This window comes from Streptomyces sp. NBC_01283, assembly GCF_041435335.1.
GTDB lineage: Bacteria > Actinomycetota > Actinomycetes > Streptomycetales > Streptomycetaceae > Streptomyces.
Genome location: NZ_CP108430.1, coordinates 234,192 through 260,841 on the forward strand (window position 1 = coordinate 234,192; position 26,650 = coordinate 260,841).

Sequence of the window (26,650 nt, forward strand, 5' to 3'; positions counted from 1 at the left end):
CTCGATCGCCCGGTCAGTATCGACGGGGAAGGCTGCGGTGCCGCGGGTCGGCAACGAGATGTTCACGAGCAGCAGGTGCAGCCCTGCTTGCAGCCGCACGCGTCCGCCTCGGCCGCCACAGTCCCGACGGCGGGGAGCGGGGTGTTCGCGGCGGGCGCGCAGCAGCCCTTGCCCTGCCAGGCGTCGCGGCCTTCCTTGAGGGCGATGGCGGCGATGACGAGGGCGGCGATGGGGTCGGCCCAGGACCAGCCGAGGGTGGCGTTGAGGACCAGGCCGAGAAGGAGGACGGCGGAGAGGTATGTGCACAGCAGGGTCTGCTTGGAGTCGGCGACCGCGGAGGCGGAGCCGAGTTCACGACCGGCCTTGCGCTGGGCGGCGGAGAGGAACGGCATGACCGCCAGGGACAGGGCGGCGATGACGATGCCGGGGATCGAGCGGTCGGCCTCGCCGGTGCCGGTCAGGGCGCGGACGGCGTCGACGCTGACGTAGGCGGCCGGCGCGAAGAAGGACACGGCGATGATCCGCAGGGTCGCCTTCTCCCGGGCCTCGCGTACGGCGTGGTCGCGGGCGGAGAACTGCCAGGCGACCGCCGCGGCGGAGGACACCTCGATCACCGAATCCAGGCCGAAGCCGATCAGCGCCGTGGACGAGGCCATCGTGCCCGCAGTGATGGCGACGACTGCCTCGATGACGTTGTAGGTGATGGTGGCGGCGACCAGCAGGCGTATTCGCTTGGCGAGCGCGTCGCGGCGGGCCGGGGACGGGCCGAGGGATATCGCGGTCATCAGCAGCAGTCCTTCGTGGCGGCGTCCGGGCAGGTCTGGTCGGACTCGACCGCGACCACGGCGGCCAGGAGGTGGTCCAGGGCGTGGCCGAGGCGTTCGTCGGCGAGCTCGTAGCGGGTACGGCGCCCGTCCGGGACGGTGACGACGAGGCCGCAGTCGCGCAGGCAGGCCAAGTGGTTGGACAGACGGGTGCGCGAGACGCCGAGCGCGTCGGCGAGGTCGGCCGGGTAGGCCGTGTCCTTGCCGATTACCTCATCCACCCTGGTCAGAACGGACACACCTGATCACCGAGTTGCTGCCTCCGCAGGTGTGGCCCGGGGCTCTGGCGGCGCGGCCATGACCTCGGCATGATGATCGCTCGTGCTGTGGGAACTCGCTTACCTGGGCGTGACGAACGCCTTCGCGATGCTGCGCCTGCTCCCCATGACCGACCGGGACAAGGACACAGAGATCCTGGCCCTGCGCCACCAGATCGCGGTACTGGAGCGGCAGCTGAACGGAAACCGAGTCGCCTTCACCGCAGGCGATCGAGCGTTCCTGGCAGCGCTCTTGAACGGCCTCCCGAAGAATGTTCTTCGGCGTATGCGGCTGCTGGTGCGACCTGACACGGTCCTGCGCTGGCACCGTGACCTGGTCGCGCGCCGGCACGCCATCCGGTCCCGACCCCTTCGAGAAGGCCGACCGCGGACCGTCCGCTCCATCCGAGCCCTCGTCCTGCGCCTGGCCCGAGAGAACCCCACTTGGGGATATCGGCGCCTGCACGGCGAACTGCTTGTACTCGGAGTGAAAGCAGCCGCGTCAACCGTCTGGGAAATACTGAAGGACGCCGGCATCCCACCCGCCCCCGAACGGGCGTCGAGCACGTGGGCGGACTTCCTACGCTCCCAAAGCGACGCCTTCCTGGCCTGCGATTTCTTCGAAACCGTCACCCTGTCAGGAGCCCGGCTCTACGTATTCGCGGTGATCGAACACGCAAGCCGCCGCATCCGCATTCTGGGCGCCACCGCGCATCCCAACGCGCCCTGGGTAACGCAGACAGCCAAGAACCTCGTCATGGACCTTGAAGACCGCTGCAGCCGAGCGCGGTTCCTGATCCGGGACAGGGACGGCAAGTTCCCTGCCCTGTTCGACGCCATTCTCGCCGACGCCGGCATAGAGGTGGTCCTCAGCGGCGTACGCATACCGCGTATGAACGCGATCATGGAACGCTGGGTGGAGACCTGCCGACGAGAACTGCTGGACCGCACCCTCGTCTGGAACCACCGGCATCTTCTCCACGCTCTCCGCGAGTTCGAGCAGTTCTACAACGAGCATCGGCCGCATCAGGGCATCGCCAACTCCCGCCCACTGCACACCCTCCCCGCACCCATCACCGATCCCGAGCAGATCAACCGCCTCGACATACGAAGACGCGACCGCCTGGGCGGCATCCTCCACGAGTACCAACATGCAGCCTGACCTGAACGGATGAGCTTTTCGGCAAGGACACGGTCGGCCGCAAGAAACTGGTAGTGCTGATATTCGGACATTGCGGCCTCCATCTGTGCTTCGCTCCGGGTGCGATGATCGTCCGCCCGCTCGGCGGCGAGCAGCACTTCGGCTTGCCCGAGTAGGTGTAGGTGCATCCCGCGCTCAAGTGCACGGTGACGGGCTCCCCGTAAGGGGGCCGTTTTTACCAGTGCCTGCCGCAGTCCCTTCGCCCGCTTCGGACCACACCTGATCGTCACGGTCTTGCCCTCATCAGCGCTCGCCTGCACTGGAAGCGCTGCAGCTGCGCGTACCGCGGCAACAGCTGCGGCGGCAAGGATTCGACGCCAATCTGCAAGCGTTCGTGTGACGTTGTTGCTGAAGTGACCCGCATGCAGAGAAGGACCGGGCCACCAGTTGAGCCGTTGGACTGGTCGGCTACTGGCGTCCCCCCTTCAGCAGTAGGACCAGGACGGTAATCACGACGGCACCGATACCGAGAGCCTGTCCCAGCTGAGGATCTCGGTAGGCGATGAACACCGCCAGTCCACCCAGTGCGAGCAGCACCAGGGCGTTCAAGCTCATGTCGTCGTTCGGTCGGTTCACTTGCTCTCTCCGCTAGCTCCAAGACCCGCCGCTACGCCATGGTCCGGCGGGCGGGCGGGTCAACTTCGGCCCCGATCCCGCGGAAAGCAGTGGAGGCCCTGACACCCACTTCGCTGGGGAGCAGGGCCTCAGACAGCAAAAGGACCCACTCCCCCGTAAAGGAGGACGTGGGCCCACCAGACCTGTTCACCTGTACAACGCCCGGACCCCGTCAGAGTTACGAAAGAGAGCCGCCAGAGATGAAACCCAGGCTGGAGAAACGATTTCTCATTTGAGTGACCCCCGACAAGCCTGGCCCGCCATCCCAAGGGCCTGCTAGACGGCGCCACGTCCGGAACTCGCATCGCGTTACAGTGGCGATGATCTACCGGACCGCAATGAGGCTGCGACACTGGACAAGCCGGTGGGGCAGCGGCTGTCCAACCTGCGCCGCCCCGGTGCGCTGGCCGAACACCCGGAGTGGGAAGCGGCGTTGGCGGCCGTGGACGAGGACTGGATCCCGTCGTGGACCACCGAGTGCAACGCCTGGCCGACGGGACGGCGGCCGTCCCCGAAAGCAACCCCCGCGTGTAGTGCCGCCAGGAATTCCGCCGCTGAACTTTCGCAACACCGATCATCATCGCAGCGAACACCGGCTCTGAGCTGTGCAAAAGCACGATCCCGTGGGGCGGGCAAGTTCACCAGAACTTCACGGCCGATCCCGTACGGCGGGCGCTTTGGCCGGCATCGTGCCCGCACCGCGGGCACCACCGGGGCCATGCAAATGCTGCGCGGTGCCGTTCCGGAATTCTGGAACGGCACCGCGCAGGCAGAGCTGTCAACTGAGGGCGGACGGCGCCCCGCTCCCCCAGCGACCTGGCCGGCGCGGACAAGGAATCCCAGGAGGTCAGCATGCTCGCGCTGCACCTGCTTCAGTCCGCTCTGGTCCATGTCAACACGCTGCTGGTGCAGCAAGTCCTCGCCGATCCGAAGTGGGCCGACACCCTCACTGACGCGGACCGGCGCGCACTGTCTCCGCTGTTCTGGACGCACGTGAATCCCTACGGCCTGTTCGAGCTGGACATGAACCGGCGCCTCGATCTGGACCTGACCGCCCGCATCGTGCCGAGCCCACGTGCCCCCGGCGATGAACCGGCCACGGCCTCCGGGTGAGGGCCAGGCGATGCTTCGATGGCGGTCGTAGTATGGGACGGCCGTATTCATCAGCCGCAAGGAGTCACCGTGGCCCGCCCCCGCACCGCCCCCCGGACGGTGGAGCACCCAAACCTGTCACAGGTCTCTCTGCACCAGGTCCTGGAGGCGCTGGTGGACCCGGTGCGCCGGTCGGTGGTGGCCCAGCTGGCAGGTGCGGGTGCGGACCTGAGCTGCGGGACCTTCGTCGCGCCGGTGTCGCTGTCGACGCTGACGCACCACTTCAACGTGCTGCGCGAGGCGGGTGTGATCCGCCAGTACTACATGGGGACGACAAAGATGAACGCGCTGCGCACCGACGAGATGGATGAGCGGTTCCCGGGGCTGCTGCCAGCGGTGCTGGCCGCCCTGGCTGCAGAGGCGGCAGACACCGCCTGAGCCCGCCGAGGGCATCGCACCAGGTACATACTTCGATGGTCGTCGTAATTTGACCGTGGTCAAAGCTTGGGGCAGAGTGGAGAGCGCGCCGGGATCATCCGGTGTTCTCCCGTTTTCTACCCCCGGGACTGGTGCACCATGGCAAAGCTCGTGCAGTTCGACCGGATCGGCGGACCCGAGGTCCTCGCCCTCCGCGATGTCGCCTCCCGCGCTCCGGGCGCGGGCGAGGTACGTATCCGGGTCGACGCGATCGGCCTGAACCGGGCCGAGATCATGTACCGCGAAGGCGCCTACTTCTACCAGCCGGTCTTCCCCTCAACGCTCGGCTACGAGGCCGCAGGCGTCATCGAGGCAGTCGGCGAGGGCGTGAGCGGGTTCGCCGCGGGCGACCCGGTGGCCGTCGTGCCCGCGTTCCTGCAGAGCGAGTACGGCACATACGGCACCAGCGTCGTCCTGCCGGCCGCAGCCGTCGTCCCCCGCCCCGCACCGGTGGACGCCGTCACCGCGGCGGCCGTGTGGATGGCCTACATCACCGCCTACGGCCCCCTCGCCGAAAGCGGCCGGGTACATCCGGGCGACCACGTCCTGATCACCGCGGCCTCCAGCAGCGTCGGCCTGGCCGCCATCCAGATCGCCCGCCACATCGGCGCCATCCCCATCGCCACCACCCGCGGCGCCAGCAAGAAGCAGCGCCTCCTGGACGCCGGCGCGGCCGACGTCATCGTCACCGACGATGATGACCTGCCCGCCCGCATCGCGGAGATTACCGGCGGCACGGGGGTGCGCCTGGCCTTCGACCCGATCGCAGGCCCCGGCGTCGAAACCCTCGCCCAGGGCATCGCCCCCGGCGGACACCTGGTCGTCTACGGTGCGCTCGACCCGTGCATCACCCCGCTGCCCAACGCACAGTCCTTCCCGGCACTGAACACCAGCACCTACACCCTCTTCGAAATCACGGGCGACCCCGAGCGGCTGCGCCGTGCGGTCGCGTTCATCAACGCCGGACTCGCCTCGGGCTCGTTCACCCCCGTCGTCGACAAGATCTTCGACCTGGCCGACATCGCCGACGCCCACCGCTACATGGAGGCCAACGGCCAGGTCGGCAAGATCGTCGTCACCGTCACCCACGACGACACCACCGCCTAAAGGCCAGCCGTGCCGCTCCCCACCGCTCTCCCCCACATGCAAACGAAAGGAGCACGTGTCATGCGTGCCTGGCAGCTCGAAGACTTCGGCCTGGACAACCTCCGACTCGCGGAGCGCCCCACCCCCAAGCCCGGTCCCGGTCAGATCCTCGTGAAGGTCTCCGCGGTCTCTCTGAACTTCCGCGACAAGGCGATCGTCGACGGCGTCTACAACCCAGAGAAGATGCCGAAGAACCTCATACCGGTCAACGACACCGCCGGCGTGGTCGCTGAGCTGGGGCCGGGTGTCACCGAGTGGAAGGTCGGCGACCGCGTCATGTCGCACTTCTACTCACACTGGCTCGACGGCGCCCCGGCGCGGGACGAGCCCGACTGGCAGCTCGGCGGCCCGATCGACGGCGGCCTCGCCGAATACATGATCCTCGAAGCGAACTCGGCCGTCCCAACCCCGGCCAACCTCACGGACGAGCAGGCGTCCACCCTGCCCATCGCCGCGCTGACCGCCTGGTACTCGCTGGTCGAGTACGGCCAGCTCCAGCCCGGCCAGTCCGTCCTGGTGCAGGGAACCGGCGGGGTGTCCCTGTTCGCGATCCAGATGGCCAGCGCGCTCGGCGCCCGCGTCATCGCCACCTCCAGCAGCGACGACAAGCTGGAGAAGGCGGCCGCCCTGGGTGCCAGTGACCTCATCAACTACCGCACCGCCCCGGACTGGGCCGAGAAGGTACGCGAGCTCACCGATGGTCAGGGCGTGGACCAGGTCATCGAGGTCGTCGGCGGCGACAACCTCAACCAGTCCGTCCACGCCACCCGGGCCGCCGGCCACATCTCCCTCGTCGGCTTCCTCGGCGGCATGACCGCCCCACTCGACGTCCTGTCCCTCCTCTACAGCCAGGCCGCCATCCGCGGCATCGCGGTGGGCCACCGCCGCGCCTTCCTCGACATGAACGCCTGGATCGAGAAGAACGGCCTCGACCCGGTCATCGACACCGTCTACACCTTCGAAGACGCGATCAAAGCGTACGAGCACCTCGCACGCGGCGCCTTCGGCAAGATCGTCATTCGCATCGCCGACTGACACCGCTCACGATCGCAAGGACAGCCGCGGTGCCTGTCGTCAAACGTTCGAATGACGACAGGCACGGCGGGCGTCCAATGAACCCCGGCTTTCCGGGGGTCGGCAGCGGCGCAGATCCAATCAGATCCGATGACGGCTGCTGACAGGGTTTGCTGACAGCTAGGGTCGAATGCCAGCACCGACACGGGGAGCGGCATGGCCAACCTGGTCTACAAACGGGTGTCGACCGACCAGCAGTCGACCGACCGTCAGAACCTCGTTCTGGCGGAGGCCGGGATCAAGGACCCGGTCGTCTTCGAGGAGCAGGCCGGGACCTCCAGCCGTCTCCACCCGCTTCAGCGCCCGAAGTTCGCCGAACTGCTGACCTACGCGCGGCCGGGCGACTCCGTGCACATCTCCGAGATGTTCCGGCTCGTGCGCGGCACCGGGCACATCCTCGACGTGCTCGACGTCCTCCACCGCGACCGTCTCACCCTGCGCATCCACGACGGCGCGTTCTCCGCGATGGACCTCACCGCCCGCCACCCACGTACCGGCTAGAGGGTGTCTGAGAAGTCCCGTTCAGGGCAGGGCTTTTGCGGCCCGGTGCAGCAGGAGCATGATTGTGGCCAGGTAGATCGCGTTCTCCTGGCTGGTGGCCAGGTACTCGTAGTCCTTGGAGAGTCTGCGGTACCGGCCCAGCCAGGCAAAACTCCGCTCGATCACCCAACGGCGCGGAACCACCGCGAATATCGGCACCTCGTGTGGTGGAGCGTCGGCCTTGGCCCAGGTACTGCGGAAGCCGCCGTCCTTGCGCTGCACGACCTGGATGGTGATCCCGGTTTCCTCCTGGACCCAGGCCAGGAAGTCCCGGCCTCGATAGCCCTGGTCGGCCCACACATGTCGTAGCCGAGGGAACTTCCCGGCGCACCGGGCCAGCAGCACCATGACCCCGTCCCGGTCACTGACGTTCGCCGGGCTGACGCAGACCGCCAGGACCACGCCGCGGGTGTCGACCAACAGGTGGCGCTTGATGCCCTGCACCTTCTTGGCGCCGTCGTACCCGTGCCAGCCGCCGCGCTCGGTAGCCTTCACACTCTGGCTGTCCACCACCCCGGCACTCGGCGTCGCCTCACGTCCCTGGCCAGTACGTTCCCGGGCCCGCAGCGCGGCCAGCATCTCCTCCCAGCAGCCCTCGATGCGCCACTGCCGCCAGTAGTGGTAGACGGTCTGCCAGGGCGGAAAATCATGCGGGAGCAGCCGCCAGGCACACCCGGGCCCGGACCCAGTACGCAAGGGCATCGATGATCTCCCGCCGCGGATGCTTGGGCGGACGCCCACCAGGCTTCGGCGGTGGCACTATCGGCGCCAGCACGGCCCACTCCACCTGCGACAGATCCGTCGGATACGCGAGTCGAGACCCGGTCATCCCAGCCTCCAGCAGCACAGGGACTATCAACTCACCTTCCCTGAACGGAACTTCTCAGACACCCTCTAGCTGCTGTCCACCGTGAAGTTCATGGCGCAGACCCTCGCCGCCGCCGGCGAACTCCAGCGCGACCTCCAGCGCGAGCTGACCTACGACGGACTGCGAGCCGCCGAGGCCAAAGGCAACAAGGGCGGACGCCGCCCGGCCATCCCGGACGGGAAAACCCAGACCGTACGCGCCGCGTACCTGGAAGGCCGGTCCATCGCGGCCCTCGCCCGCGACCACAACGTCAGCCGCGGCGCCATCCGCACCGCCGTCGCCGACCTCCTGCCCGAGTACACGGCCGCCGACCCGGACACCTCAACCCCTGCACTGCCGGTCATCCTCGACATGCCGGGCAAGGTCGCCGACTTCCTCCGCGCCACCGAACTGGAGCCCGCCGAACGCACCACACTCGACCAGGGCGTGACCGTCCGGCGCGGACAGGGCTACACCCTGCGCGTCACTGCCGTGCCCGCGATCCACCGCCGACTCCTCGACCTCTGCCAAGCCCTCGACGGCACCGCGGCGGTCCCGGCCCAGCGCAAGGCCCGTCGCGAGTACGAGAACCGGGTCAACCTGCATGCCCCCGCTCCGAACCTCGGAAGTCGGTCACGCTCCGCTACATGACGGGTAACGGCAGCTTCACGAGTACAGGGCCTGCTCGTGGGGCTGGTTGCTGTCCACAAGCTCCTTGGGCGGGCTGAGGACGGCGCGACAGCGGGTCATGTCGTCGGGATGGATGGGCGCTTCGGTGAGGTAACCGATGATGCGGCCGCCGGGTTGGTCACGAACGGTCGTGCTGAACGCTGCGAGGACGTCGTGGAGGGTGTACATCAACAGCCACCAGGCGGCCCGGCAGGCGAAATGGCCGGATGCGTGCAGGGCAGGAGCGGTGAGGAACGGCGGGCGTGCGTCCTTGAGGCCCGGGCCGATGACGATGCCCGCCTGGGCGATGAGCGCGTCGATGCCGGGCAGGACGATCGAGGGCCGCTCCGTTGCCTCCTTTCGGAGGGCGGTGGCCAGTTCTTCAGCGAGGGCTTCGGCGAAGAGCGCGTCGACTGTGGCTGCGCCCGTGCGGCGAGGAGGTCGATCAACACGGCGGTGTAGGCGTAGGCGGGTGCCAACCGAGATGCCGAAGCAGGCGGCAAATCTGGGCCCGGATGTCGCGTATGCGCGCATACACCAGACTGACGAGCCCGCGTTGGTGCGGCGGGAGCTTGCAGCGGCGGGCACACTCGCGAGTGACGATGAGCATGGTGATCCACTCGACCAGCGCATGCGGCAGGTCGAGTGCGGCAGGATAGGAGCCTGGCCTGAGGGGGCGGTGAGCCAGATGCGGCTCACCACCCCCTCAGGACTCTGCTCGTGGTTTTCCCTCAGGTGTCCGAGCCGGTCTTCCGGCGGCGGACGACGAACACCGCCGTCGCGCCGAGCAGCACGGCCGCGCCGCCCGCGAGGGCGATCGAGGTGGTGTCGGAGGACGAACCCGTTTCGGCGAGGTTGCCGTGCGTGCCGGTGGTCGCCGGGGTGCCCGCCGTCGATCCCTGCGGGGTGGTGCCGGTGTTGCCAGTGCCGGGCTTCGTAGTCTTGGAGGGCTTGGCGTCCTCCGCCTTGCTGGGCTTGCTGCCGTCGGCCTCGACGTCGAACTCGTACATGTCCGCGCCGGGCGTTCCGCCGCAGGTACCGTCCTCGTTGTAGAAGTCGGCCGCGATGAACAGAACGCCGTTGCCAACCGGGGTGGCCTTGTCGAGGGTGAGGCGCAGCTTCACATCGACGTGTGCGCCGGGCTTCAGCGCGCCGACGCCGTCGGTGTAGTCGTCCTCGACGTTCTGCCACTTCGGGGCGGACTTGGTGGACCACTGGAGGCGGAAGAACCTGCCCGTGTCCTTGAGGCCGGTCTTGTCGGTCGCGTGGACTCCGGTGAATGTGATGATGTCGTCCATGTGGCGATCGGAGCCGTTGGTCACCCGGACGGAGAAGTCGGTGGCCGTCCCGGCGACGAGCTTGTCCGGCAGGCCGTTCACCTCGGCGGTGAGGTCGGGCTCGGGCGCGCAGTCCTCGCCCTCCTCCTCGGCCTCCTTGATGGCCTGGACCAGCGCGGCGTCGGCCGCGATCTTCACCGCGAGCGCGTCGTCCGCCGCCTCGTCGAGCACGCCGTGGGCGCGGACCGCCGCGCCCCGTGCGTCGTCGACCTTCTCCCTGGCCTCAACGGCCGCAGTGTCGGCGGCGGTCTTGGCGGTGGCGGCCGTCGCCGCGGTCGCCTCGGCCTTGGAGACCGCGGCCTTGGCGGTGGCCTTCTCCTCCTCCGTGGCGGTCTCGGGCAGGGCGTCGAGCGCGGCCACCGCGTCGGTCACGGCCTGGTCGGCTTTCATCTTCGCGGTGGCGGCATCCTTGGCGGCCTGCTTGGCGCCGGCCGAGGCCACCGCAAGGGGGTGGGTGCCACCGAGCTCGTCGAGCGTCTTCTCCAGCTTGCTGGTGCCGTTGGCCTTCGCCTGGGCGGCCTTGTCGTACGCCCTATGTGCCTCGGCGGCGGCTGCCTCCAGCTTCTTGATGGTCGGTTTGCTCTGCCGGCCCTGCGTCTGTACCGCCGAGTTGACGTCAGCGAACGCGGGGCTTACGGAGAGCGGCGCGGCGGAGGTTGTCACGGCGAGGGCGACAGCGCTGGCGAGTGCGTGGTGAATCTTCACGGGTTCCTTTGGGTTGACTAATGTTTTGGAGCATCCAGGCAGGACGTGCTCCTGTCATGCAGACGATGGACGGCGCGGCTGTATTGGCTTCCCAACTAGTCATAGCTGAGGGTGCAAACCCTTCCGATGGCCACGTCACCCGGCTATCGCCCTTCGCGCGACACAGCGCATAGGAGATCCCCTGCGGGACCAACTGCCCTGTACTGCCAATCCACCGGTGCGGCTCTGTTCACGAGGATGCCTCTGCTTGGAAGGTGGCCTCGTTGTCCGAGTGAGCTGCTGCGCCCGATACGGGACACCGGGCTGCGAAGCAGGGGGGAGGGATAATCGCCACGACCGGCCGCCGACGTCCGCATGGCTCACGGGGTTATTCCGTCGGCGCATGGGGAGCCTCGTTCCTGAGTCTGCTCGCCCAGGACGTACTTCTCCATGAACTCCCCGAACCGGCGGTCGAACGCCGTGTCCAACTTCAGCTGATGACCCCACGCGGTCAAAATGATTGGCGCGTCCTGGGACTTGTAGGGGCTCATGAAGGAGTACGGGGTGGCGGATACCTTCTTGCTAAGCCTCTGCACGTCGCGCGGTGATGCCTCGTCGTTGTACGAGACCCATACCGCGCCGTGCTCCAGCGAGTGCACGGCGTGTTCGTTCGGGACCTGCTTCGTGTAGACCTTCGCGTCGCAGTTGAGCCACACCGGGTGGTGGTCCCCGCCGACAGGCGGGTTCATCGGGTAACTGACCTTGGTGGTCACATGGTTGCGGGTGAGGCCGGACCAGGTCCGTTCACCCTTGACGAGCGTGGGCGGTGCGGACTCCTTGTCGCGGAGAAGGAGCCCCACGGCGGCGAAGACGGCGAACGTAACGGCCGCGATAATGATCAGAAACCGGCAGAGGTGTCTTGGGGTCATGTGGTGTCCTTTAATTCAGGAGCCGGGAAAGCAGAGGCCGGAGGGGGAGCACGGCATCCTCAGCCCGGTCGAAACGGGCAAGAGAACGTGGGCGCGGCCAACTACGCCCAGCACGAACAGCAGAGAGGGCCTACGGGGCCACGGTCGCCGGCAGCCGGCGTGGCCAGAAAAACACGGGGCCGGGCTGTGGCAGCGAGATGCGTCGTCTCAGACGCACGATCTCCTCGACCTGGTGTAGCTGCCGTGCACAAATACATCCTTTCCGCTGGGAAGGCGGCCCGGTAGCCCCATCTGCCCTACCAGTACATAAGGCGCTTCTATGGCTGAGAGGCGAGGGTGGCGACAGGGAAGGGGAGTTATAGCGGAGGCTGCGTTATCAGCCAGAATCCCAAGGCCAGTTCACCCTGACCGCATGCCACGACAGATCGGTGCGCCCGCAAAACCGGCGCCTGGGGAATGGGAGCGTCCACCGGTGCCGGCGAGATCAGCGCCAGCCCCAGCACGAAATACACCACCGGCCGGGCGGGCAGCAGGAGTCTGCGACGCTCGCCCGCCCGCAGGCCGCCGCCACCTGGTCCATCAAGGCCGGTGGATACACCCAAGTCAACAGCCATAATCCCGAAACCTCGGAATCACTCGCAGGCATCCGCACCACCCCCGACGAGTACAATCAAGCAGCCTAAGCCCGCAAGCTGAAGCAACGGCATTGCGTCTGAGGCAGCCAGGTGACCCGGAGCATTGTCAAACGCGAGTATCTCGGGCCACAAGGAATGAGCTCAGTGGACGGCCCATACTTCCGGGGGGAGGTAGCTCAGCGGGGCGTTCATGGCCTCTGCGGGGAGGAACACCGGCCGCGTGAGCACATGGTCACCCGCGCGCTGCGCGCAGATCACCACGCCCAGACTGAGTGACCCGGGTACGCCAAGGTTCAGGTAGAACAGCTCAGAAGATGACTCACGGATCTCGGCGCGATCGACGAGCCACTGCTCCAGATCCGAGGGCGCCCGACCAACCAGCGCTATGCCGTCCGCGTAGACCTGAGGACCCTTGAGAGCATCAACAGATATCCCTCGCAGTCGCTCGTCCATACCGTAATAGAACGTCAGACCCAGCCTCCAGCACTCGCCTTTGACTGTGCCGTAACTGCCGTTCGGGAGGGTCGCACGTGTGCAGCGCTGGGGACCCGCCGCGGTTCCGCCGAGCGCAGCGGTGACGCCCCTGGGGCGCATCCCAAATCGTAGCGGGCCGATGGTCTCGAACGGCTCCAGTGCCCACCGCCGCCGCTCGCTGTCTGGCAACACATCCCACACGCCCCACTGATCGAACATTCTCTTGCTTCTTCCTGACCGACCCCGTGGCAGCCAGGCCAGCTGCCACGGAGAGTTGACTTAGTTTTGATTGGCTTTGGCCGTCTTGGGCGTCACTGCGCAGAGAATGGCCGACAGCGTTTACGGACCCCATCCTGCACAATGCGGTCAACACAGGGGCGCTGATGTCGAGCGATAAGCGGCTCAGTGCTCCCTGCCAATCTCTGCCAACGAGGCGCCGGCTGCAGAAGGAAGCACGCGCCTGCCGGCGACGGGGTTGACAGGTTTCTCGTCCCAGGAATTGCAACATGCGTCAGACCGTGTACCGCGACCTGCGCGAGGATATTGTGTATGCCGAGGCCAGGACAGCGACCCCACCACAGATGAGCACCCAAAGGGCTACGAGTTCCGGGATGAATACCGGAGGGACGGGCTCGAGTCCGCCAACAAACCGCAGGTGTGGGTACGAAATCGCCATCAACAGATTCCGCGGATCGAATCTCCCCAAGACTGGAACGAGCAGGAAGGAAACACAGAATGCTGGTATCACATACAGTGGGCGCTGAAATATATGAGCCGCCCCCATTCCGAGAATGGAAAACGATATACCCGTGAGCATGAAAGTACCCAAGATTGGCAGAACATCAAGGAAGGGGATATCTCTGGGGGACTGAGTCAGGGTGGCGTCTATGTTGCCGACTACGGTGAGACTCAGTGTCGAACTGGTCAGCAAGGCCACCACCAAGACAGCGATCGAGAGGAGGATAACGACCGGAAATAGAGCTCCCGCCTGAGCGGCAAACAGGCGGGGAAATCCTTCGCGGACGGCACGGAATTTCAGCGTCTGGTGATGAGCGTCCCGGGTGGCTGCGATGGCGCCGTAGGCGAAGAAGAGCAGTGGGGCGACGACGAAGCAGAGGACCTCCAGGAGATTCACCGCGCCCTGGATGGGATGGAGATTTGCAAGTGCGTGTCCTGCCTGATCCCAGGTTTCTTTCAGAGGAGCGTCAGACGGGTCTGCCCCCTGCCCTGTGGCACGCTCGAAGGTATAGCCGCCCTCGGTGTGCAAGAATTGCCATTCTCTTTGCAGAGCGCTGACCGCACAGCGCGCAGTACCGTAGGCGCCGACGGCGAATATGGCTGCTGTCAGTGCGAAACACCCTACAGAGTAGAAGAAATATCGGGACATCCACTGGTAACGGATGTCACCGAGGACGGTTTGCACGAAGAGTGGCGTACGCGTCTTCGAGTCGGTCGCCATCAGTGTGGTGAAAATCAATCTTCTTCAGTCCATTCTGGGATATGGCAAACACATCGTCGGCCACACGTTCATAGAATTCGAATTGATGCCCGGAAGCGATCACGACACTGTCTTTCCTCAGCTCCTCGATGACTTCCTTAAGCCATTGCAAACTGTCGTAGTCGAGCCCGTTGGCCAGCTCGTCCAGGAAGACGTATGAGGGGCGGGCCAGCAGCAGGCCGACGGCGTACACCTTTTTGCGCTGCCCGTTTGACAGCGTTCTGCTTGGTCTGTGCATGTCGGTCTCGTCCAGGGTTCCCTTGACGACCGCCTGGACCTCTTCCCAGCCGACGCTCCTCCCGAGCAGGAAACGCAGGTTTTCCAGGCCCGACAGCTGCGGATACAGGGCGCAGTCGTCAAACACAGGGAAGACCTGACCTCGGACTTCCGCCAAATGGCGCCCGTTGTACCGCACGGCACCCGAATAGTTCTCCAAACCCAGGAGGCACTTGAACAGGGTGGTCTTCCCTGACCCGTTGGGGCCCAGCAGGTAACTCACCCGACCCCTGCGAAAATCTACTGAAATTGAATTCAGTACCGTCTGGTGGCCGTAGCGCTTCGTGAGGTGTCGCGCACTGATCATCAACGTCAACTCCATTTCTACGTGCGGGTGGCGGGCAGCAAAGCAGAAGGACTCTGAACCACATTCCCGCCTGGTAAGTCATGCGACACACGGCATGTCAGGACTTCCAGCTCCACGCGCCGGACTTACTCCCCGAGAAGTAGTGCGTGTAGTCATTCGAATGAAGCTGCACGCTTCCCCACGACGTGAGAACGCCCGCTCCGATAGTGTCCTTCGCTCGCCACTTATGGGTAACTGCCGTATTGTGATAGCGCGTCACACCAGTATTCTTGGCGATGTTCGGGAAAATGTGCCCGCTTTCCTGCCATGCCTTGGAAGACGTTACCTTCTTCCCGTTGTAACCGAAGTAGACCGTGTCGCGGGTCCACATCAAATCGCTACCCCGCTTGAACTGAGCCTTACGGTATTTGGTCTTGACGGCGGCCCGGGTGCCCGGCTCTTCGGGAGCAAGGCCAGATTCAGCTGCAGAGATACTGGATGCAACTGCAGCGGCAGAACGCATTCTCATCGATTTCTCCGATTCTTGAAGGCGGGAAAGATCATTTAGATCCTGCCACGTGCCACCAGACCACGGAAGGGGATTCGGGTGATCTACCGTAATCTCAGGACTAAAGTCCCACACGAAGGATTGCCGGCGCTGTGCAAAAATCCCGGAGATAAGGTGTCCTGACGGGCTACTTCCAAAAGCCCTTGAGGGGTGACTCCCCCTCCAAAATTACTGAGCAGGTGTCATTGAACCCTGCGAAGCGACGACGGAGGCGCGGACGCTGATGACCTGTGGGCCGTTGGCGGGGGTGCCGCTCGACGGCGGGCCCCTCCGTCCTCGAGGATGTTCTGCCGCACAGTGTGGGGCGGTCACGGTGAACTGCCGCTTGTTCTTCAGCGCAGGGGCCGGACCGCACCGGTGCGCTAGGTGCCGTGATCAGGCGCGGGCAAGTCCGCAACCGCCCACCGGACATGCCGATGACCGGACGCACCCGCACTCTTCGTCGACATCCCCGCAGCCAGGGTCGTTCCGGGCCCGCTGGGGGTATAAGCCAGCCCATACCAGTAGCCCACATCGGCTGGGTCAGGAAGGGTGTCGGCGACGCCTGTAGGCAGCAGCGGCAAGTGCCGTGCCCAGGGCGATCGACGTACCACCGGCCCCGAGCAGCAAGCCGGCAACCGCATGACTGCCGGTCTCAGCCAAAGAGGCGCCCGAGTCGGCGACGGAATCATCAGCTGTGCTGGGCCGCCCGGCGGCCGCCCTGACGTCGCCACCCCCGGTCCCCATAACGGGGGGCTTGCCCGTGTCGGTGACGGTGGGCTTGCCGATGGTCGGACGTGCCTTCAAGTCGCCTTGCGGAGCAGGCTTGTTGCCGTTGGTCGGCTTGCCCTTGGCCGGCGGCACCCTGCCAGGCTCGCCGCCCGCAGCTACGACGTCGTAGCCCGACAGTATCGAGTGGTGCCAGACGCCGTTCTCGTCGCAATACCATCCGACGACATCGGCCGTGCCGTAGCTTTCCGGCGTGCTGGCGTCGGCCTTCAGTCGCAACTGTGCGTCGACGTATTCACCGGCCGCCAGGTCGGCGAAGTAAGCGTCGTAACGCCAGTATTCCTCGTCAGTCATTTCCTTCCAGACGCCAGCGTCCTCGTCATACCACTGCACCGTCAGCAGGCTGCTGGTGTCGTCGCCGTTCAGGGAGGCGGGCACCACGTAGAGGCCGCCAGAGACCGACGTCATCGCCTTGTCGGAGGTGTTGGCGACGCGGAGGGTGAAGTGGTGCCAGCCGGAGCCAGCCACGATCTTGCTGGGCAGGCCAAGCACGGAGGCGGTCAGCGCCTCACCTGACGTAACACTGGAGGTCGGGTGTTTATCGGGGCTGAGGGTCGGCTTAGTGATCCCGGTCGGCCCGGGGGTGCCGCGCGGGACGGCAGCAGGGGAGGCCGACTTGGTCCCGCCGCCGGTGCTGCTCCCGCCGCCCCGGGGGGTCTCACCTACGGTGGCCGGGGCCTCGGACGGAGTGGTGGGGACACGGCTCTGCTCCGGGGATGGGGTAGGCGGCGTCGGCTCGGCGGGACCACTGACGGGGGGCACCGCCGGGCTGGTTCCTGCCCTCGGCGCCACAGGAGGCTGGGGTGATGTCGCAACACCGGGGCTGGCCGGATCGCCGGCCGACGCCCTGCTTCCCTCTGTGGCGGGCTCCGGGTTTCCCGGCTTCGGAGCAGGCTCTGGCATGGAGAGGGCCGGCGGGCTGACCTCTGCCGCCGCCGCGGGTACAGCAGCCAACAGCGTCGGGGTGGCCATCGAGGCAGCGGCCAGGACTGCCAGACGTATGCGCTTCAAGGGAATAACCAAATCTGTCGATCTGAGATGCAGTCACCCATCCTTCGTGCTTGTCCCATTTTTCGCTACCTTGTGTCAACTTATGGACTCATAAGCCGGGTTTGGGACCATCGAGGTAGGACGCGTCTCTGCCATCGCGCAGACGGAGGACCTACTAGGACTCCGATAGTGGGTGTCTGAGAAGCCCCGTTCACGGCAGGTGAGTTGGTAGTCCCTGCGCTGATGGAGGCCAAGATGGCCGGGGAGCGGCGCGCGTATCCGACCGACCTGTCCGACGTGGAGTGGGCGATACCAGCAGCAGCGACGTCTACCTCGGCCTGGACGTCGGCAAGGGCGAACACCACGCCACCGCACTCACCCCGGCCGGGAAGAATGCGTTCGACAAACGACTGCCCAACACCGAACCCAAACTCCGCGAGCTGTTCGCGAAGCTCCAGGCCAAGCACGGACGGGTGCTCGTCGTGGTCGATCAGCCGGCCTCGATCGGTGCCCTGCCGCTGGCCGTCGCAAGGGACATGGGCTGCCCGGTCGCCTACCTTCCCGGCCTGACGATGCGGCGGATCGCCGACCTCTACCCGGGTGAGGCCAAGACCGAGAGGAACTGCTGGAGGCTCACCCTCTTTCGAAGGTCCTGACGTCCATGCCGGGAGTCGGCGTCAGGACCGGAGCCCGGAGCCTGATCGAGGTCGGTGACGGCAGCACCTTCCCGACCGCCGGCCACCTCGCGGCCTACGCCGGACTTGCTCCGGCGACCCGGAGCTCGGGCTCCTCGATCCGCGACGAACAGCCGTCCAGGAGGGGAAACAAGCAGCTCAAACGGGCTGAGGGCCAGCACATCTCCGGGGATGACGCGCATCAGGTGATCAAGGTGTTGCTTGACGTCCTCACCGGGACTGCGCCCGACCCGGGTGACTGCCCGTCGCCTGATTCTGTACGGAGCGCTCATGCTCCCCAGAATGGGTGCGAGCGACGGCGTTGGGAAGTAGGACGAATCTGAGTGGGAAGCCGCTCCGACTTGCAGGATGGACCCGGCCCAAACTGGGCGGCTGCTGTTGAGCCGGGTACTCAGGTAGTGGAGCCATGCCCTCACCTGCCCAGAACCGCGCCGTCCCGGTCGGTGATCAGAGCGGTGTGGCTTCCGCACCAGGCAGAGGTTGGCATGTGGCACTCCCGAAGTTCGGGGTGCCCGGCCCACAACCAGCAGTTCAAAGAAGGTCGCGAGAGACCCACACGTGCATCCTCTGCCGGTTCTGTCACTGGATGGCAACAGATCCAGTCGCTCTGAGTGATCAATCCTCCTTGTGGCGAGTATGAGCACTATGCGTCTCGTCATCAGCGGCGGGATAGCTTCCGAAGGGGGGGGCCGAGTGGGATCGGACCGCGCTCAGTGGGCCAGCGTCGCCGTATCGTCGATCGCCGTCTTCCTGTCAGCAGGCACGCTCGCCGTCACCTTGCAGACGAAGGGCGACACAGAGGAACTACGCGCCAAGGACAGCCGCGAAGGACAGATCAAGAACATCACCTACTCCTATGGTGACCGGGAGTTCGTCGTGACGAACCGAAGTGACGGACCGATCAAGGGCCTCGTCGTGCGCTTTGCGTACGCGCCCAAGGAGTACCGGTACGTCGTGCTCAAGGGCTCGCTGGAGTCGGGCGAGCGCTGGTTCCTCAACGACAAGAATCTGCAAGCCGCCGATGACAAACTCCCCGCGCTCCCGGGAGACAGCACCAAGTTCGTGACTACCAGCGACCAAGAGAACGTCGAGGTCTCCTTGACAGACTTCCACGGGGCGGTGTGGGACCTGAGTAGCAAGGGTTCCCGCCAGCGGGGGTACTGGAAGACGGGGTTCAACACGGACAGCCAGTCGGGCTCGTTCATCCAGAACAGGACGGAGCTGCCTCAGTCCACAGTGAGGCCCCTCGACGGCAAGGCCACCGAGGCGGCGGATCAATAGCCGCGCCCGGACACGCTGAGAGTTGGCGCTGAAGTGGGCGAGGGCGTGTTCATCACGTCGGTCGACCTGTTCTCCACTCTGGCCCAGCGGCGTGGGTTTCGTGAGTATCTGGCCGGGCTGCTTCTGCCGCGGGATCGGAACAAGACCCTGACTTGCCTGGCCGGTACCGAGCCGGTGGTCGGGGCTCAGTACGCGGCCGTACAGCGGCTGCAGTTCTTCCTCTCGGAGTCGACCTGGGATCAGGATGCGATCAACGCCCGCCGGCTTCAGCTGCTGCTGGCCGACCCGGCGACCTCACCGCACCGCACCCAGGCGGGGTGCTGGTGATCGACGATTCCGGCGACCGCAAGGGCGGGAAGGCGACCGCGCATGAGGGCACGAGCTAGTGCTGGATTCCTCTTTGGCGGGGTAGGTATCAGGGGTGCGGGGTGCTCGGGCTGCTCGGGGGCGAGTTGCTATGTCGAGGGTGTTGTCGGCCCGTCCGGCGTCGGACGGGTCAGAAGAGGGGAAGGTCCGCAGGCTGGCCGGGGCCCGGCATGCGCCGGCCGACTGGATTCTGAGGGCAAAGATCATCGTGCTGAGCTGGGGCGGAGTGCGCGTCCCGGACATCGCACAGCGGCTGGGATGCCACGAAAAGACGGTCCGTAAGTGGCTGCACCGGTTCAACGAGCAGGGACTGGACGGGCTCGGTGACAGGCCGGGCTGTGGGCGCAAGCGCCGGATCACCGAGGCCGAACGCTCCCGGATCATCGCGCTGGTCAGGCTCACTCCGCCCGGCAGACTTGAGATCCAGCCGTCCAACGAGCTGTGGGCAGCCGACGAGTCCGGGCCATCGGAGTGGACGCTGGACGCGCTGGCCGCAACAGCACGGGCCGAAGGGATCGAGGTGGGCCGCTCGCAGGTCCGCAGGATTTTGCTGGCCGAGGGGGTGCGCTGGCGACGTACTCGGTCCTGGATCTGCTCCAGGGACCCGGACTTCGTCCCAAAAGGACGCGGATCGTCGGCCTCTATACCCAGCCGCCCGACGGCGCGACGGTGATCTGCGCCGATGAGCTGGGGCCGGTGATCCCGCGCGCCTTTGCGCCCGCGCCCGGCTGGTCACCCGACGGCCACCGGATCAAGGCCGAGCTCGACTACAGCCGTGGTCCGGAGAAGACCTGGGTCTACGGTGGTCTGCGGGTGCGCTACGGCATTGAGATCACCACGACCGCCTCCTCCCGCAACAGCGTCAACTACCAGCAGTTCCTGCAGAAGGTCGAGGATGCCAACCCGACCGGCGCGATCTGGATCGTCACCGACAACCTGTCCTCCCACAACAGCAAGTCGACCCGCGAGTGGCTTCAGGACCACCCGCGGATCTTCTACGTGTTCATCCCGGTCGGCGCCTGCTGGCTCAACCTCCAGGAAGGCTGGTGGCGCCTCTTCCGCAAAGCAGCCCTGGCCGGCCGCTCCTACTGCGGTCCCAACGACATCGCCCAGGCCACTGCCGTGGCCACCGCCCAGCTCAACGCCCGCGCCAAACCCTGGATCTGGGGCAGACCCGCCCCACCCACCCGCACACTCCGGCGCCGTTTTGAATACCGCCTTTGAGGAATCCAGCACTAGCGGTGGTTTGTTGACGGCGGGGCGGGCGGAGGAGTAGGCCGGGTTGGAGGGCTCAACTCCGGCCTCGGGAGGGTGAGTTGACCAAGCGCCTGCCGTGTCCGCCCGCGCCTGGCCCATTGGAAGCCTACGGAGCCCGCTTAGATGTGCGCATTGTCGATGTTGTCATCGATGCCCGGAGGACCACTGCAAAGCGGTCAAGCTGGTGGCGGGCTGCCCCTCGCACGCCGCTGGCTTTGGGCCGGGCACTCAGCTCGACCTAGGAACCGCCGATGGCGGCTTCAGTTGCCTGCGGCACCCACACCGCCCGGCCCCCGGTCCGCCGGGCCCGCGATGGCGAGCCCGGCCGACGTCAGGTCACCGGGTCGAAGTGCCGTTCAGGTCACCGGATCGAGGAAGGTCAGCACCGAGGCGTCCTCCTCGATCAGCGGGGCGAGCGCGGTGTTGAACGGCCCACCGTAGGGGGCCTTCAGATGCGTCTGGAAGGCGTCCTCGTCCCGGTACATCTCGAAGATCCAGTAGGCACGCGGGCTTGACGTTTTGGTGTAGATGTCAAAGGCGAGGTTGCCTTCCTCCTCGCGCACGTTCTTGGCGTAGTCAAGGAGCAGGCGGGTGACCTCCTCCTCCGCGCCGTCACGGGCGGTGAACTCGGCGAGCAGGGTCTTGTTCACTGTGTGGTGTCATCCTTCGTGGTCGAAGACGGTCGGGGTCAGTCGCGGTAGGAGTTGAGGTGCCAGACGCGGGCCCGGTCCAGCTTCACCGAGCCGTTCTCGGCGAAGACCTGTACGCCCTGGCTGTCGGGGTCGGGGAAGATCTGGTCGGTGATCACTGCCTCGCCGCTGCCGCCGAAGACCTCGACGGACGACCAGTCGACGAGGATCCGCAGCTTCACCTTGCCGTTCTCGGCCTTCAGGGGCGCTCTCTGGACTCCGGGGAAGGCGTCGCTGAAGTCGACGGCACCGGAGTTGGTGCGATCGACGTACAGCTCCTGCGTCGTGGCGTCGTAGCCGATGACGGTCTCCTCGCCGTCGGCGCCGGTGCGTACCTTCAGGCCGAAGCGTTCGGCGTCCTTGAGGGAGAAGGTCGCCTCGATGTCGAGTGCCTTGCCCTTGGCCGCGGAACCGGTCAGGGTCTTCGAGGTGCTCTTGACGGTGACGCCGTCTGCCGTCGCCGGGCGCTCCCGCCGCAGCGACGCCAGGCTGTCGACCGGCTCGCTGGTCAGCTGGATTCGGCCGTTGACGGTGCGCAGGGCCATCTGCCGGGGGATGCTCTGCGCGCCGCGCCAGGGAGAGGTGGGGATGGAGCCGCCGTACTCCCAGTTGTTCATCCAGCCGATCATGTGACGCTTGTCGCCCGGCGCGTTCTCCCAGGACACCGCCGCGTAGTAGTCCTTGCCGTAGTCGGCCCAATCGGCGCGCTGCACAACGGACTTGGCGGGGGCGTCGGCGGCGGTGAACCGGTCGGCCAGGAGGTGGCCCATGCCTGCGGTGTTCAAGTCGACGAGTCTGATCCGCGCCTCCTTGCCCGTGTAGGGGCGCATGTCGAAGGAGGCCCAGTCCAAGGTCTCGCTGTTGGAGCCGGTGGCGCTTTGGACGACCTTGCCGTCGACGACCAGGTTGACGGACGTTTCCTGGGAGACGGGCTGGGCCTTGGTGTCGGACAGCATGATGTGGTCGACGTTGAGGTGGCCCCAGCCGCCGGTGTGGTCGTCGACGATCCTGATCCGCGCCTTCTTGCCGGCGAGGTCTTTGACGTCCCAGGAGGCCCAGTTGAGCGTCTCGGTGTCCTTTCCGGTTGTGCTGTGCACCGCCTTGCCGTCGACGAGGAGTTCGACGACGGTGGGGTTCTCGGAGCCGGCCGGGTGGCTGCCGCCGCCGACGAGGAAGTTGACGTAGTCCTTGTCGATGGTGAATTCGGGCGAGGTGAGCGTGCCTGTGGTGGAGTCGCCGTCACGGAAGGTGTTGACCAGGCCGCCGCCCAGGAATCCTGAGACCTCCTGCTGGTTGGGGAGGGTGCCGGTGGCCGGTGCCGAGCCGAAGGCGTCGCCGGTCGACGTCCAGTCGCCGTAACTTCCGCCTTCGAAGTCGGCGAGGACCGTGCCCGTGGGCGGGTCTCCCTGCTCGAGGACCGTCCCGGGTTTGTGCGGGTGGCGTCCGCCGCCGACCTTGAAGTTCAGGTACTTGCTGTCGACGGTGAATTCGGGCGAGGTGAGGATGCCGGTGGCTCCGTCACCGCCGTGGAAGCTGTTGGCGAGGCCCGTGCCGTCGTAGCCGGTGACCTTCCCCTGTCCTGCCACCGCCCCTCCGGCCGGTTTATCGCCGAACGCGGTGCCGGCGGTGGTCCACTTGCCGAAGTCCGTGCCCTCGAAGTCCTGCGTCACCGTGCCGGCCGGCGGGGTGTACGTGCCCTTGTCGTCGGGGGTGAACTTCGTGCCGTCGAAGTCGCCGACGAAGTACTGAGCGGCCGAACCTCCGGCGATTCCACCGGGGTTGATGTTGACGACCAGGACCCACTTGGTTCTCTTCTTGTCGCCGTCGACCGGGAGGGGGAACAGGTCGGGGCACTCCCACACTCCGCCCGTCGCGCCGGCCGGTCCGAAATCGCTGAGCAGCTTCCAGTCCTTGAGGTTCTTGGACGAGTAGAACCGCACCTTGTGCTCGGTGGACAGCGATACCGTCATCAGCCAGCTCTTGGTCGGCGCGTGCCACTGGACCTTGGGGTCGCGGAACTCCTTGGAGCCGAGGTCGATGACGGGATTGCCCTGGTACTTGGTCCAGGTGCGGCCGCGGTCGGTGCTGTAGGCGAGCGACTGCGCCTGTATGCCCGTGTCCTTGTAGGCGCTGGTGTAGATCGCCACCATGGGCGGGTTCTTCTTGGTGCCGAACCCGCTCGTGTTGTCCCGGTCGACGACCGCGCTGCCGGAGAACACCGCTTCCTTGTCGTCGTGCGACAGGGCGAGCGGCAGTTCCTTCCAGCGTACGAGGTCCTTGCTCACCGCGTGGCCCCAGGACATGTCGCCCCACGAGTTGCCGTTGGGGTTGTACTGGTAGAAGAGGTGGTACTCGCCCTTGTAGTACACGAGGCCGTTGGGGTCGTTCATCCAGTTCTTCTTCGGAGTGAAGTGGAACTGGGGCCGGTAGGTCTCGGAGTACGGCGAAGTGTCGGCAGCCACGGCCTGAGGGGCCAGCGGGGCTGCGGCCAGGGCACAGACGGTTGCCACCGCCGCGATCATCCGGGTGCGGGCATGCCGGGGTACTCGTCCAGAGCTCATGGTGTCTCCTGTGCTGCGGTCGTCCACACAGCGGTGCGTGATGCCCGGGGCGGACCGACCGAGAAGGGGCGTCATCGTTGACTTGTGTCATCGATGACATCGAGTGGGGCGATGATGGACGCAGTCCGGCCGCCGCGTCAACGGTTCGGCCGCGATGTCGCGCTCCGCGATCCGTCGGGGCGTCAGGCGCGCTCAGCTGTGGCGAGCTGCTCCAACTGGCCGTGCCACGGCGGGTTGGGACCGGCGACCGAGCAGGTCAGGGCCGCTGTCCGAGCGGCGAAGACGCACGCTTCCGCGACGTCGTCGAGGCCAAGTTCCGCCAGCCGGCCACCCAGGAACCCGCGGGCACCGAGGTGGTGCAGCAGCCCTGCCGTGAAGGAGTCCCCCGCCCCGACGGTGTCGACCACGCTTGTCCGCACGGCGGGCACCTTCACCCGTTCACCGTCGAGTGAGGCCAAGGCGCCGTCGGCACCGCGTGTGATCACGACGAGCCGGGCACCGGCCGCATGCCAGATGTCGCACGCCTGCTCGGGCGGGATGCCCGGCAGCAGCAGCTCCAGGTCGTCCTCGCTCAGCCGCAGCACATCGGCGAGGGCGCACCAGTGGGCCAACCGGGCACGATAGACGTCGGGTTGTACGAGCAGCGGCCGGACATTCGGGTCGATGCTGATGGTCGCCCGGGGGGCCGCCGCCGACAGGAAGTCCTCGACCGCTGCCGCGCCGGGCTCCTGGACCAGGGCCAGGGAACCGGTGTGCACGCAGGCGGTTTCGGACAGATCAACCCGGGCCAGCTCCTCGGCCGTCCACTGCCAGTCGGCCGTGTTCTGCGCGTGGAAGGAGAACGCGGCCTGCCCCTGGGCGTCCAGCTCCGCCACGGCGAGCGTGCTGGGTTCCTCGGCAGGGACGGAGCTCGACAGGTCCACCCCCGATGCCTCCAGGCGGGTACGGAACAAGCGGCCGAACACATCGCCGGACAGGCGCGCGAGGAAGCGGGCCGGAGTACCGAGGCGGGCCAGCGAAACCGCCGTATTCGCAGGTCCGCCGCCCGGCAGTACACGCAGGGCGAGTTCATTGGGAGTGCTTGCGGGTTCGGTGAACGCGTCCGCGACGCACTCACCCAGGACGGTGATCTGACACGGGCTCATGGACTGCTCTTCTCTGACGGACGTGTGGGCGAACCTGACGGATACGGGGGCGAAGCGGACGTCGTTGCGCGCACGTCGAGCACTGCAAGTGAGGGGTGACTGCGGGAGTTTGCCGATTTGTGACGGGTGCAAGGCATTGACGTTTCCCGGAGGCGGAGTCCATCATCCTCGCCATGAAGTGTCAACGATGACATAAGTCAACGATGACACTCCGGCGGCATGCTCTGACCTCCAACCCCGTGCCGCTCGCCATCCCACAGGAGTCGACCATGCCTCGCACCACTCGCCTGCCCTCCTCCCTCCTCCGAGTCGCCGCCCTCACGGGCGTCGCGGCCCTCACCCTGACGGCCTGCGGATCCGGCTCCGGATCGAGTTCCACCAGCGCCGGTTCAGGCAAAGTCAAGGTCGGTCTGATCACCAAGACGGACACCAACCCGTTCTTCGTGAAGATGAAGGAGGGCGCGGAGAAGGCCGCCAAGGACAACGGCGCCCAACTATCCACCGCCGCAGGCAAGTTCGACGGCGACAACGCCGGCCAGGTCACCGCCATCGAGAACATGGTCGCCTCCGGCGTGAAGGGCATCCTGATCACCCCGAGCGACTCCAAGGCCATCGTGCCCGCGATCGCCAAGGCCCGCGCCAAGGGCGTCCTGGTCATCGCCCTGGACACCCCGACCGAGCCGCAGAGCGCGGTCGACGCCCTCTTCGCCACCGACAACCTCGATGCCGGCAAGCGGATCGGCCAGTACTCCAAGGCCGCCATGAAGGGCAAGACGGCGAAGATAGCCACCCTCGACCTCGCGCCGGGTGTCTCCGTGGGCGTGCAACGGCACAACGGATTCCTGCAGGGCTTCGGCATCGGCGCCAAGGACAAGTCGATCGTCTGCTCGCAGGACACCGGTGGCGACCAGGCCAAGGGCCAGACCGCGATGGAGAACTGTCTCCAGAAGGACCCGGACATCAATCTCGTCTACACCATCAACGAACCGGCCGCGCTGGGCGCGTACACGGCGCTCAAGGCGAAGGGCCGGGAGAAGGACGTCCTGATCGTCTCCGTCGACGGCGGCTGCACCGGCACCCGGGCGGTCAAGGACGGCAAGATCGCCGCCACGTCCCAGCAGTACCCGCTGAAGATGGCCGCTCAGGGAGTCGAAGCGGTCGTGACGTACGCCAAGAACGGCAAGAAGGCGTCCGGTTACACCGACACGGGCATCAACCTGATCACCGCCAAGGCACAGGCCAACGTCACGTCCAAGGACACCGCGTTCGGCCTGAAGAGCTGCTGGGGCTGAGCCGACCCCAAGGCCATACGACTCTGCCCCTCCCCTCGTCAGGCCGCCTCTCCCCTCATCGGGATGGCCGCCCCTTCCCCCCGGGGTGACCGCTCCTGCCTCCCTGACCGGGACGGCCACCTCCCGCTTGCCCTCTAGTCCCTCCGACCAGGACGGACAACGACCTCTGTCTTCCGA

The 26,650-nt window shown here is 66.4% G+C and carries 25 protein-coding genes and 4 pseudogenes; 13 read left to right on the forward strand and 16 right to left on the reverse strand.

What is annotated here, in order from left to right; genetic code table 11:
• Positions 1-62: 62 nt before the first annotated feature.
• The gene (locus OG302_RS00800; protein ID WP_371524809.1) at positions 63-785 is read right to left on the reverse strand and encodes a cation transporter; all 723 of its coding nucleotides are present in this window, start codon (positions 783-785) and stop codon (positions 63-65) included.
• A pseudogene (locus tag OG302_RS00805) lies at positions 785-1,018 on the reverse strand (winged helix-turn-helix domain-containing protein); the annotation flags it as partial. The gene OG302_RS00800 and the pseudogene OG302_RS00805, both read right to left, overlap by 1 nt.
• A 127-nt stretch (positions 1,019-1,145) precedes the next feature.
• Here OG302_RS00805 and OG302_RS00810 point away from each other — a divergent pair.
• A complete protein-coding gene (locus tag OG302_RS00810) occupies positions 1,146-2,243 on the forward strand; it encodes an integrase core domain-containing protein (RefSeq protein WP_371524811.1) in 1,098 nt (365 codons plus the stop codon).
• Positions 2,244-2,690: 447 nt separating this feature from the next.
• Here the strand turns inward: OG302_RS00810 and OG302_RS00815 are convergent, their stop codons facing one another.
• A complete protein-coding gene (locus tag OG302_RS00815) occupies positions 2,691-2,858 on the reverse strand; it encodes a hypothetical protein (protein WP_371524813.1) in 168 nt (55 codons plus the stop codon).
• An 855-nt stretch (positions 2,859-3,713) separates the two neighbouring features.
• On the opposite strand from OG302_RS00815, the gene OG302_RS00820 reads away from it, so the two are divergent.
• From OG302_RS00820 to OG302_RS00840, 5 genes and pseudogenes are all read left to right on the forward strand, one after another.
• Positions 3,714-4,010 (forward strand): Tn3 family transposase, encoded by a 297-nt coding sequence (locus tag OG302_RS00820; protein WP_371749985.1) that lies wholly within the window; start codon positions 3,714-3,716, stop codon positions 4,008-4,010.
• 69 nt (positions 4,011-4,079) lie between these two features.
• Positions 4,080-4,427: an ArsR/SmtB family transcription factor gene (locus OG302_RS00825; RefSeq protein WP_371524815.1), complete on the forward strand. Its 348-nt coding sequence runs from the start codon at positions 4,080-4,082 to the stop codon at positions 4,425-4,427.
• 138 nt (positions 4,428-4,565) lie between these two features.
• Positions 4,566-5,573 carry a zinc-dependent alcohol dehydrogenase family protein gene (locus OG302_RS00830; protein WP_371524817.1) on the forward strand — a complete coding sequence of 336 codons (1,008 nt, stop codon included), beginning with the start codon at positions 4,566-4,568 and terminating at the stop codon, positions 5,571-5,573.
• A 60-nt stretch (positions 5,574-5,633) separates the two neighbouring features.
• Positions 5,634-6,647, forward strand: coding sequence for an NAD(P)-dependent alcohol dehydrogenase (locus OG302_RS00835; protein WP_371524819.1), 1,014 nt, complete (start codon positions 5,634-5,636; stop codon positions 6,645-6,647).
• A 195-nt stretch (positions 6,648-6,842) separates the two neighbouring features.
• Positions 6,843-7,184, forward strand: a pseudogene (locus OG302_RS00840) (recombinase family protein); the annotation flags it as partial.
• A gap of 24 nt (positions 7,185-7,208) precedes the next feature.
• On the opposite strand, the gene OG302_RS00845 reads toward OG302_RS00840, so the two are convergent.
• A protein-coding gene (locus OG302_RS00845) for an IS5 family transposase (RefSeq protein WP_371524821.1) occupies positions 7,209-8,055 on the reverse strand; the annotation gives its coding sequence in 2 pieces (ribosomal slippage) (positions 7,209-7,901 and positions 7,903-8,055; 846 coding nt in all).
• A gap of 90 nt (positions 8,056-8,145) precedes the next feature.
• Here OG302_RS00845 and OG302_RS00850 point away from each other — a divergent pair.
• The gene (locus OG302_RS00850; RefSeq protein WP_371524823.1) at positions 8,146-8,724 is read left to right on the forward strand and encodes a hypothetical protein; all 579 of its coding nucleotides are present in this window, start codon (positions 8,146-8,148) and stop codon (positions 8,722-8,724) included.
• A gap of 15 nt (positions 8,725-8,739) precedes the next feature.
• Here the strand turns inward: OG302_RS00850 and OG302_RS00855 are convergent, their stop codons facing one another.
• The 9 genes and pseudogenes from OG302_RS00855 to OG302_RS00895 all read right to left on the reverse strand — a co-directional run bounded on the left by OG302_RS00855 (position 8,740) and on the right by OG302_RS00895 (position 16,689).
• Complete coding sequence (locus tag OG302_RS00855; RefSeq protein ID WP_371524825.1) at positions 8,740-8,931, reverse strand: hypothetical protein; 192 nt, start codon at positions 8,929-8,931, stop codon at positions 8,740-8,742.
• A 233-nt stretch (positions 8,932-9,164) separates the two neighbouring features.
• Positions 9,165-9,352, reverse strand: a pseudogene (locus tag OG302_RS00860) (transposase family protein); the annotation flags it as partial.
• A gap of 121 nt (positions 9,353-9,473) precedes the next feature.
• The gene (locus OG302_RS00865; protein ID WP_371524827.1) at positions 9,474-10,784 is read right to left on the reverse strand and encodes an LAETG motif-containing sortase-dependent surface protein; all 1,311 of its coding nucleotides are present in this window, start codon (positions 10,782-10,784) and stop codon (positions 9,474-9,476) included.
• Between the two features lie 359 nt (positions 10,785-11,143).
• Positions 11,144-11,692, reverse strand: coding sequence for a DUF3105 domain-containing protein (locus OG302_RS00870; protein ID WP_371524829.1), 549 nt, complete (start codon positions 11,690-11,692; stop codon positions 11,144-11,146).
• A 776-nt stretch (positions 11,693-12,468) separates the two neighbouring features.
• The gene (locus OG302_RS00875; RefSeq protein ID WP_371524831.1) at positions 12,469-13,020 is read right to left on the reverse strand and encodes a hypothetical protein; all 552 of its coding nucleotides are present in this window, start codon (positions 13,018-13,020) and stop codon (positions 12,469-12,471) included.
• Positions 13,021-13,312: 292 nt separating this feature from the next.
• Positions 13,313-14,224: a hypothetical protein gene (locus OG302_RS00880; RefSeq protein WP_371524833.1), complete on the reverse strand. Its 912-nt coding sequence runs from the start codon at positions 14,222-14,224 to the stop codon at positions 13,313-13,315.
• A complete protein-coding gene (locus tag OG302_RS00885) occupies positions 14,205-14,882 on the reverse strand; it encodes an ATP-binding cassette domain-containing protein (protein WP_371524835.1) in 678 nt (225 codons plus the stop codon). The genes OG302_RS00880 and OG302_RS00885 overlap by 20 nt, the downstream gene beginning before the upstream one ends.
• 97 nt (positions 14,883-14,979) lie before the next feature.
• A complete protein-coding gene (locus tag OG302_RS00890) occupies positions 14,980-15,384 on the reverse strand; it encodes a hypothetical protein (protein ID WP_371524837.1) in 405 nt (134 codons plus the stop codon).
• Positions 15,385-15,951: 567 nt separating this feature from the next.
• The gene (locus OG302_RS00895; protein WP_371524839.1) at positions 15,952-16,689 is read right to left on the reverse strand and encodes a hypothetical protein; all 738 of its coding nucleotides are present in this window, start codon (positions 16,687-16,689) and stop codon (positions 15,952-15,954) included.
• Positions 16,690-17,489: 800 nt separating this feature from the next.
• On the opposite strand from OG302_RS00895, the pseudogene OG302_RS00900 reads away from it, so the two are divergent.
• The 5 genes and pseudogenes from OG302_RS00900 to OG302_RS00920 all read left to right on the forward strand — a co-directional run.
• Positions 17,490-18,031 (forward strand): annotated as a pseudogene (locus OG302_RS00900) (IS110 family transposase); the annotation flags it as partial.
• A 496-nt stretch (positions 18,032-18,527) separates the two neighbouring features.
• A complete protein-coding gene (locus tag OG302_RS00905; RefSeq protein ID WP_371524841.1) occupies positions 18,528-19,163 on the forward strand; it encodes a hypothetical protein in 636 nt (211 codons plus the stop codon).
• A 45-nt stretch (positions 19,164-19,208) separates the two neighbouring features.
• Positions 19,209-19,490, forward strand: a complete 282-nt coding sequence (locus tag OG302_RS00910) for a transposase (RefSeq protein WP_371524842.1) — start codon at positions 19,209-19,211, stop codon at positions 19,488-19,490.
• Positions 19,491-19,629: 139 nt separating this feature from the next.
• The gene (locus tag OG302_RS00915; protein WP_371749986.1) at positions 19,630-20,202 is read left to right on the forward strand and encodes a helix-turn-helix domain-containing protein; all 573 of its coding nucleotides are present in this window, start codon (positions 19,630-19,632) and stop codon (positions 20,200-20,202) included.
• 23 nt (positions 20,203-20,225) lie between these two features.
• Complete coding sequence (locus OG302_RS00920; RefSeq protein ID WP_371524844.1) at positions 20,226-20,753, forward strand: transposase; 528 nt, start codon at positions 20,226-20,228, stop codon at positions 20,751-20,753.
• A gap of 389 nt (positions 20,754-21,142) precedes the next feature.
• Here the strand turns inward: OG302_RS00920 and OG302_RS00925 are convergent, their stop codons facing one another.
• The 3 genes from OG302_RS00925 to OG302_RS00935 form a co-directional block, all read right to left on the reverse strand.
• On the reverse strand, positions 21,143-21,436 hold the full coding sequence (locus OG302_RS00925; RefSeq protein ID WP_371524846.1) for a putative quinol monooxygenase: 294 nt from the start codon (positions 21,434-21,436) through the stop codon (positions 21,143-21,145).
• 38 nt (positions 21,437-21,474) lie between these two features.
• Positions 21,475-24,036, reverse strand: coding sequence for a GH32 C-terminal domain-containing protein (locus OG302_RS00930; protein WP_371524848.1), 2,562 nt, complete (start codon positions 24,034-24,036; stop codon positions 21,475-21,477).
• Positions 24,037-24,218: 182 nt separating this feature from the next.
• Positions 24,219-25,181, reverse strand: coding sequence for a carbohydrate kinase (locus OG302_RS00935; RefSeq protein ID WP_371524850.1), 963 nt, complete (start codon positions 25,179-25,181; stop codon positions 24,219-24,221).
• 269 nt (positions 25,182-25,450) lie between these two features.
• On the opposite strand from OG302_RS00935, the gene OG302_RS00940 reads away from it, so the two are divergent.
• On the forward strand, positions 25,451-26,473 hold the full coding sequence (locus OG302_RS00940; protein WP_371524852.1) for a sugar ABC transporter substrate-binding protein: 1,023 nt from the start codon (positions 25,451-25,453) through the stop codon (positions 26,471-26,473).
• Positions 26,474-26,650 lie beyond the last annotated feature (177 nt).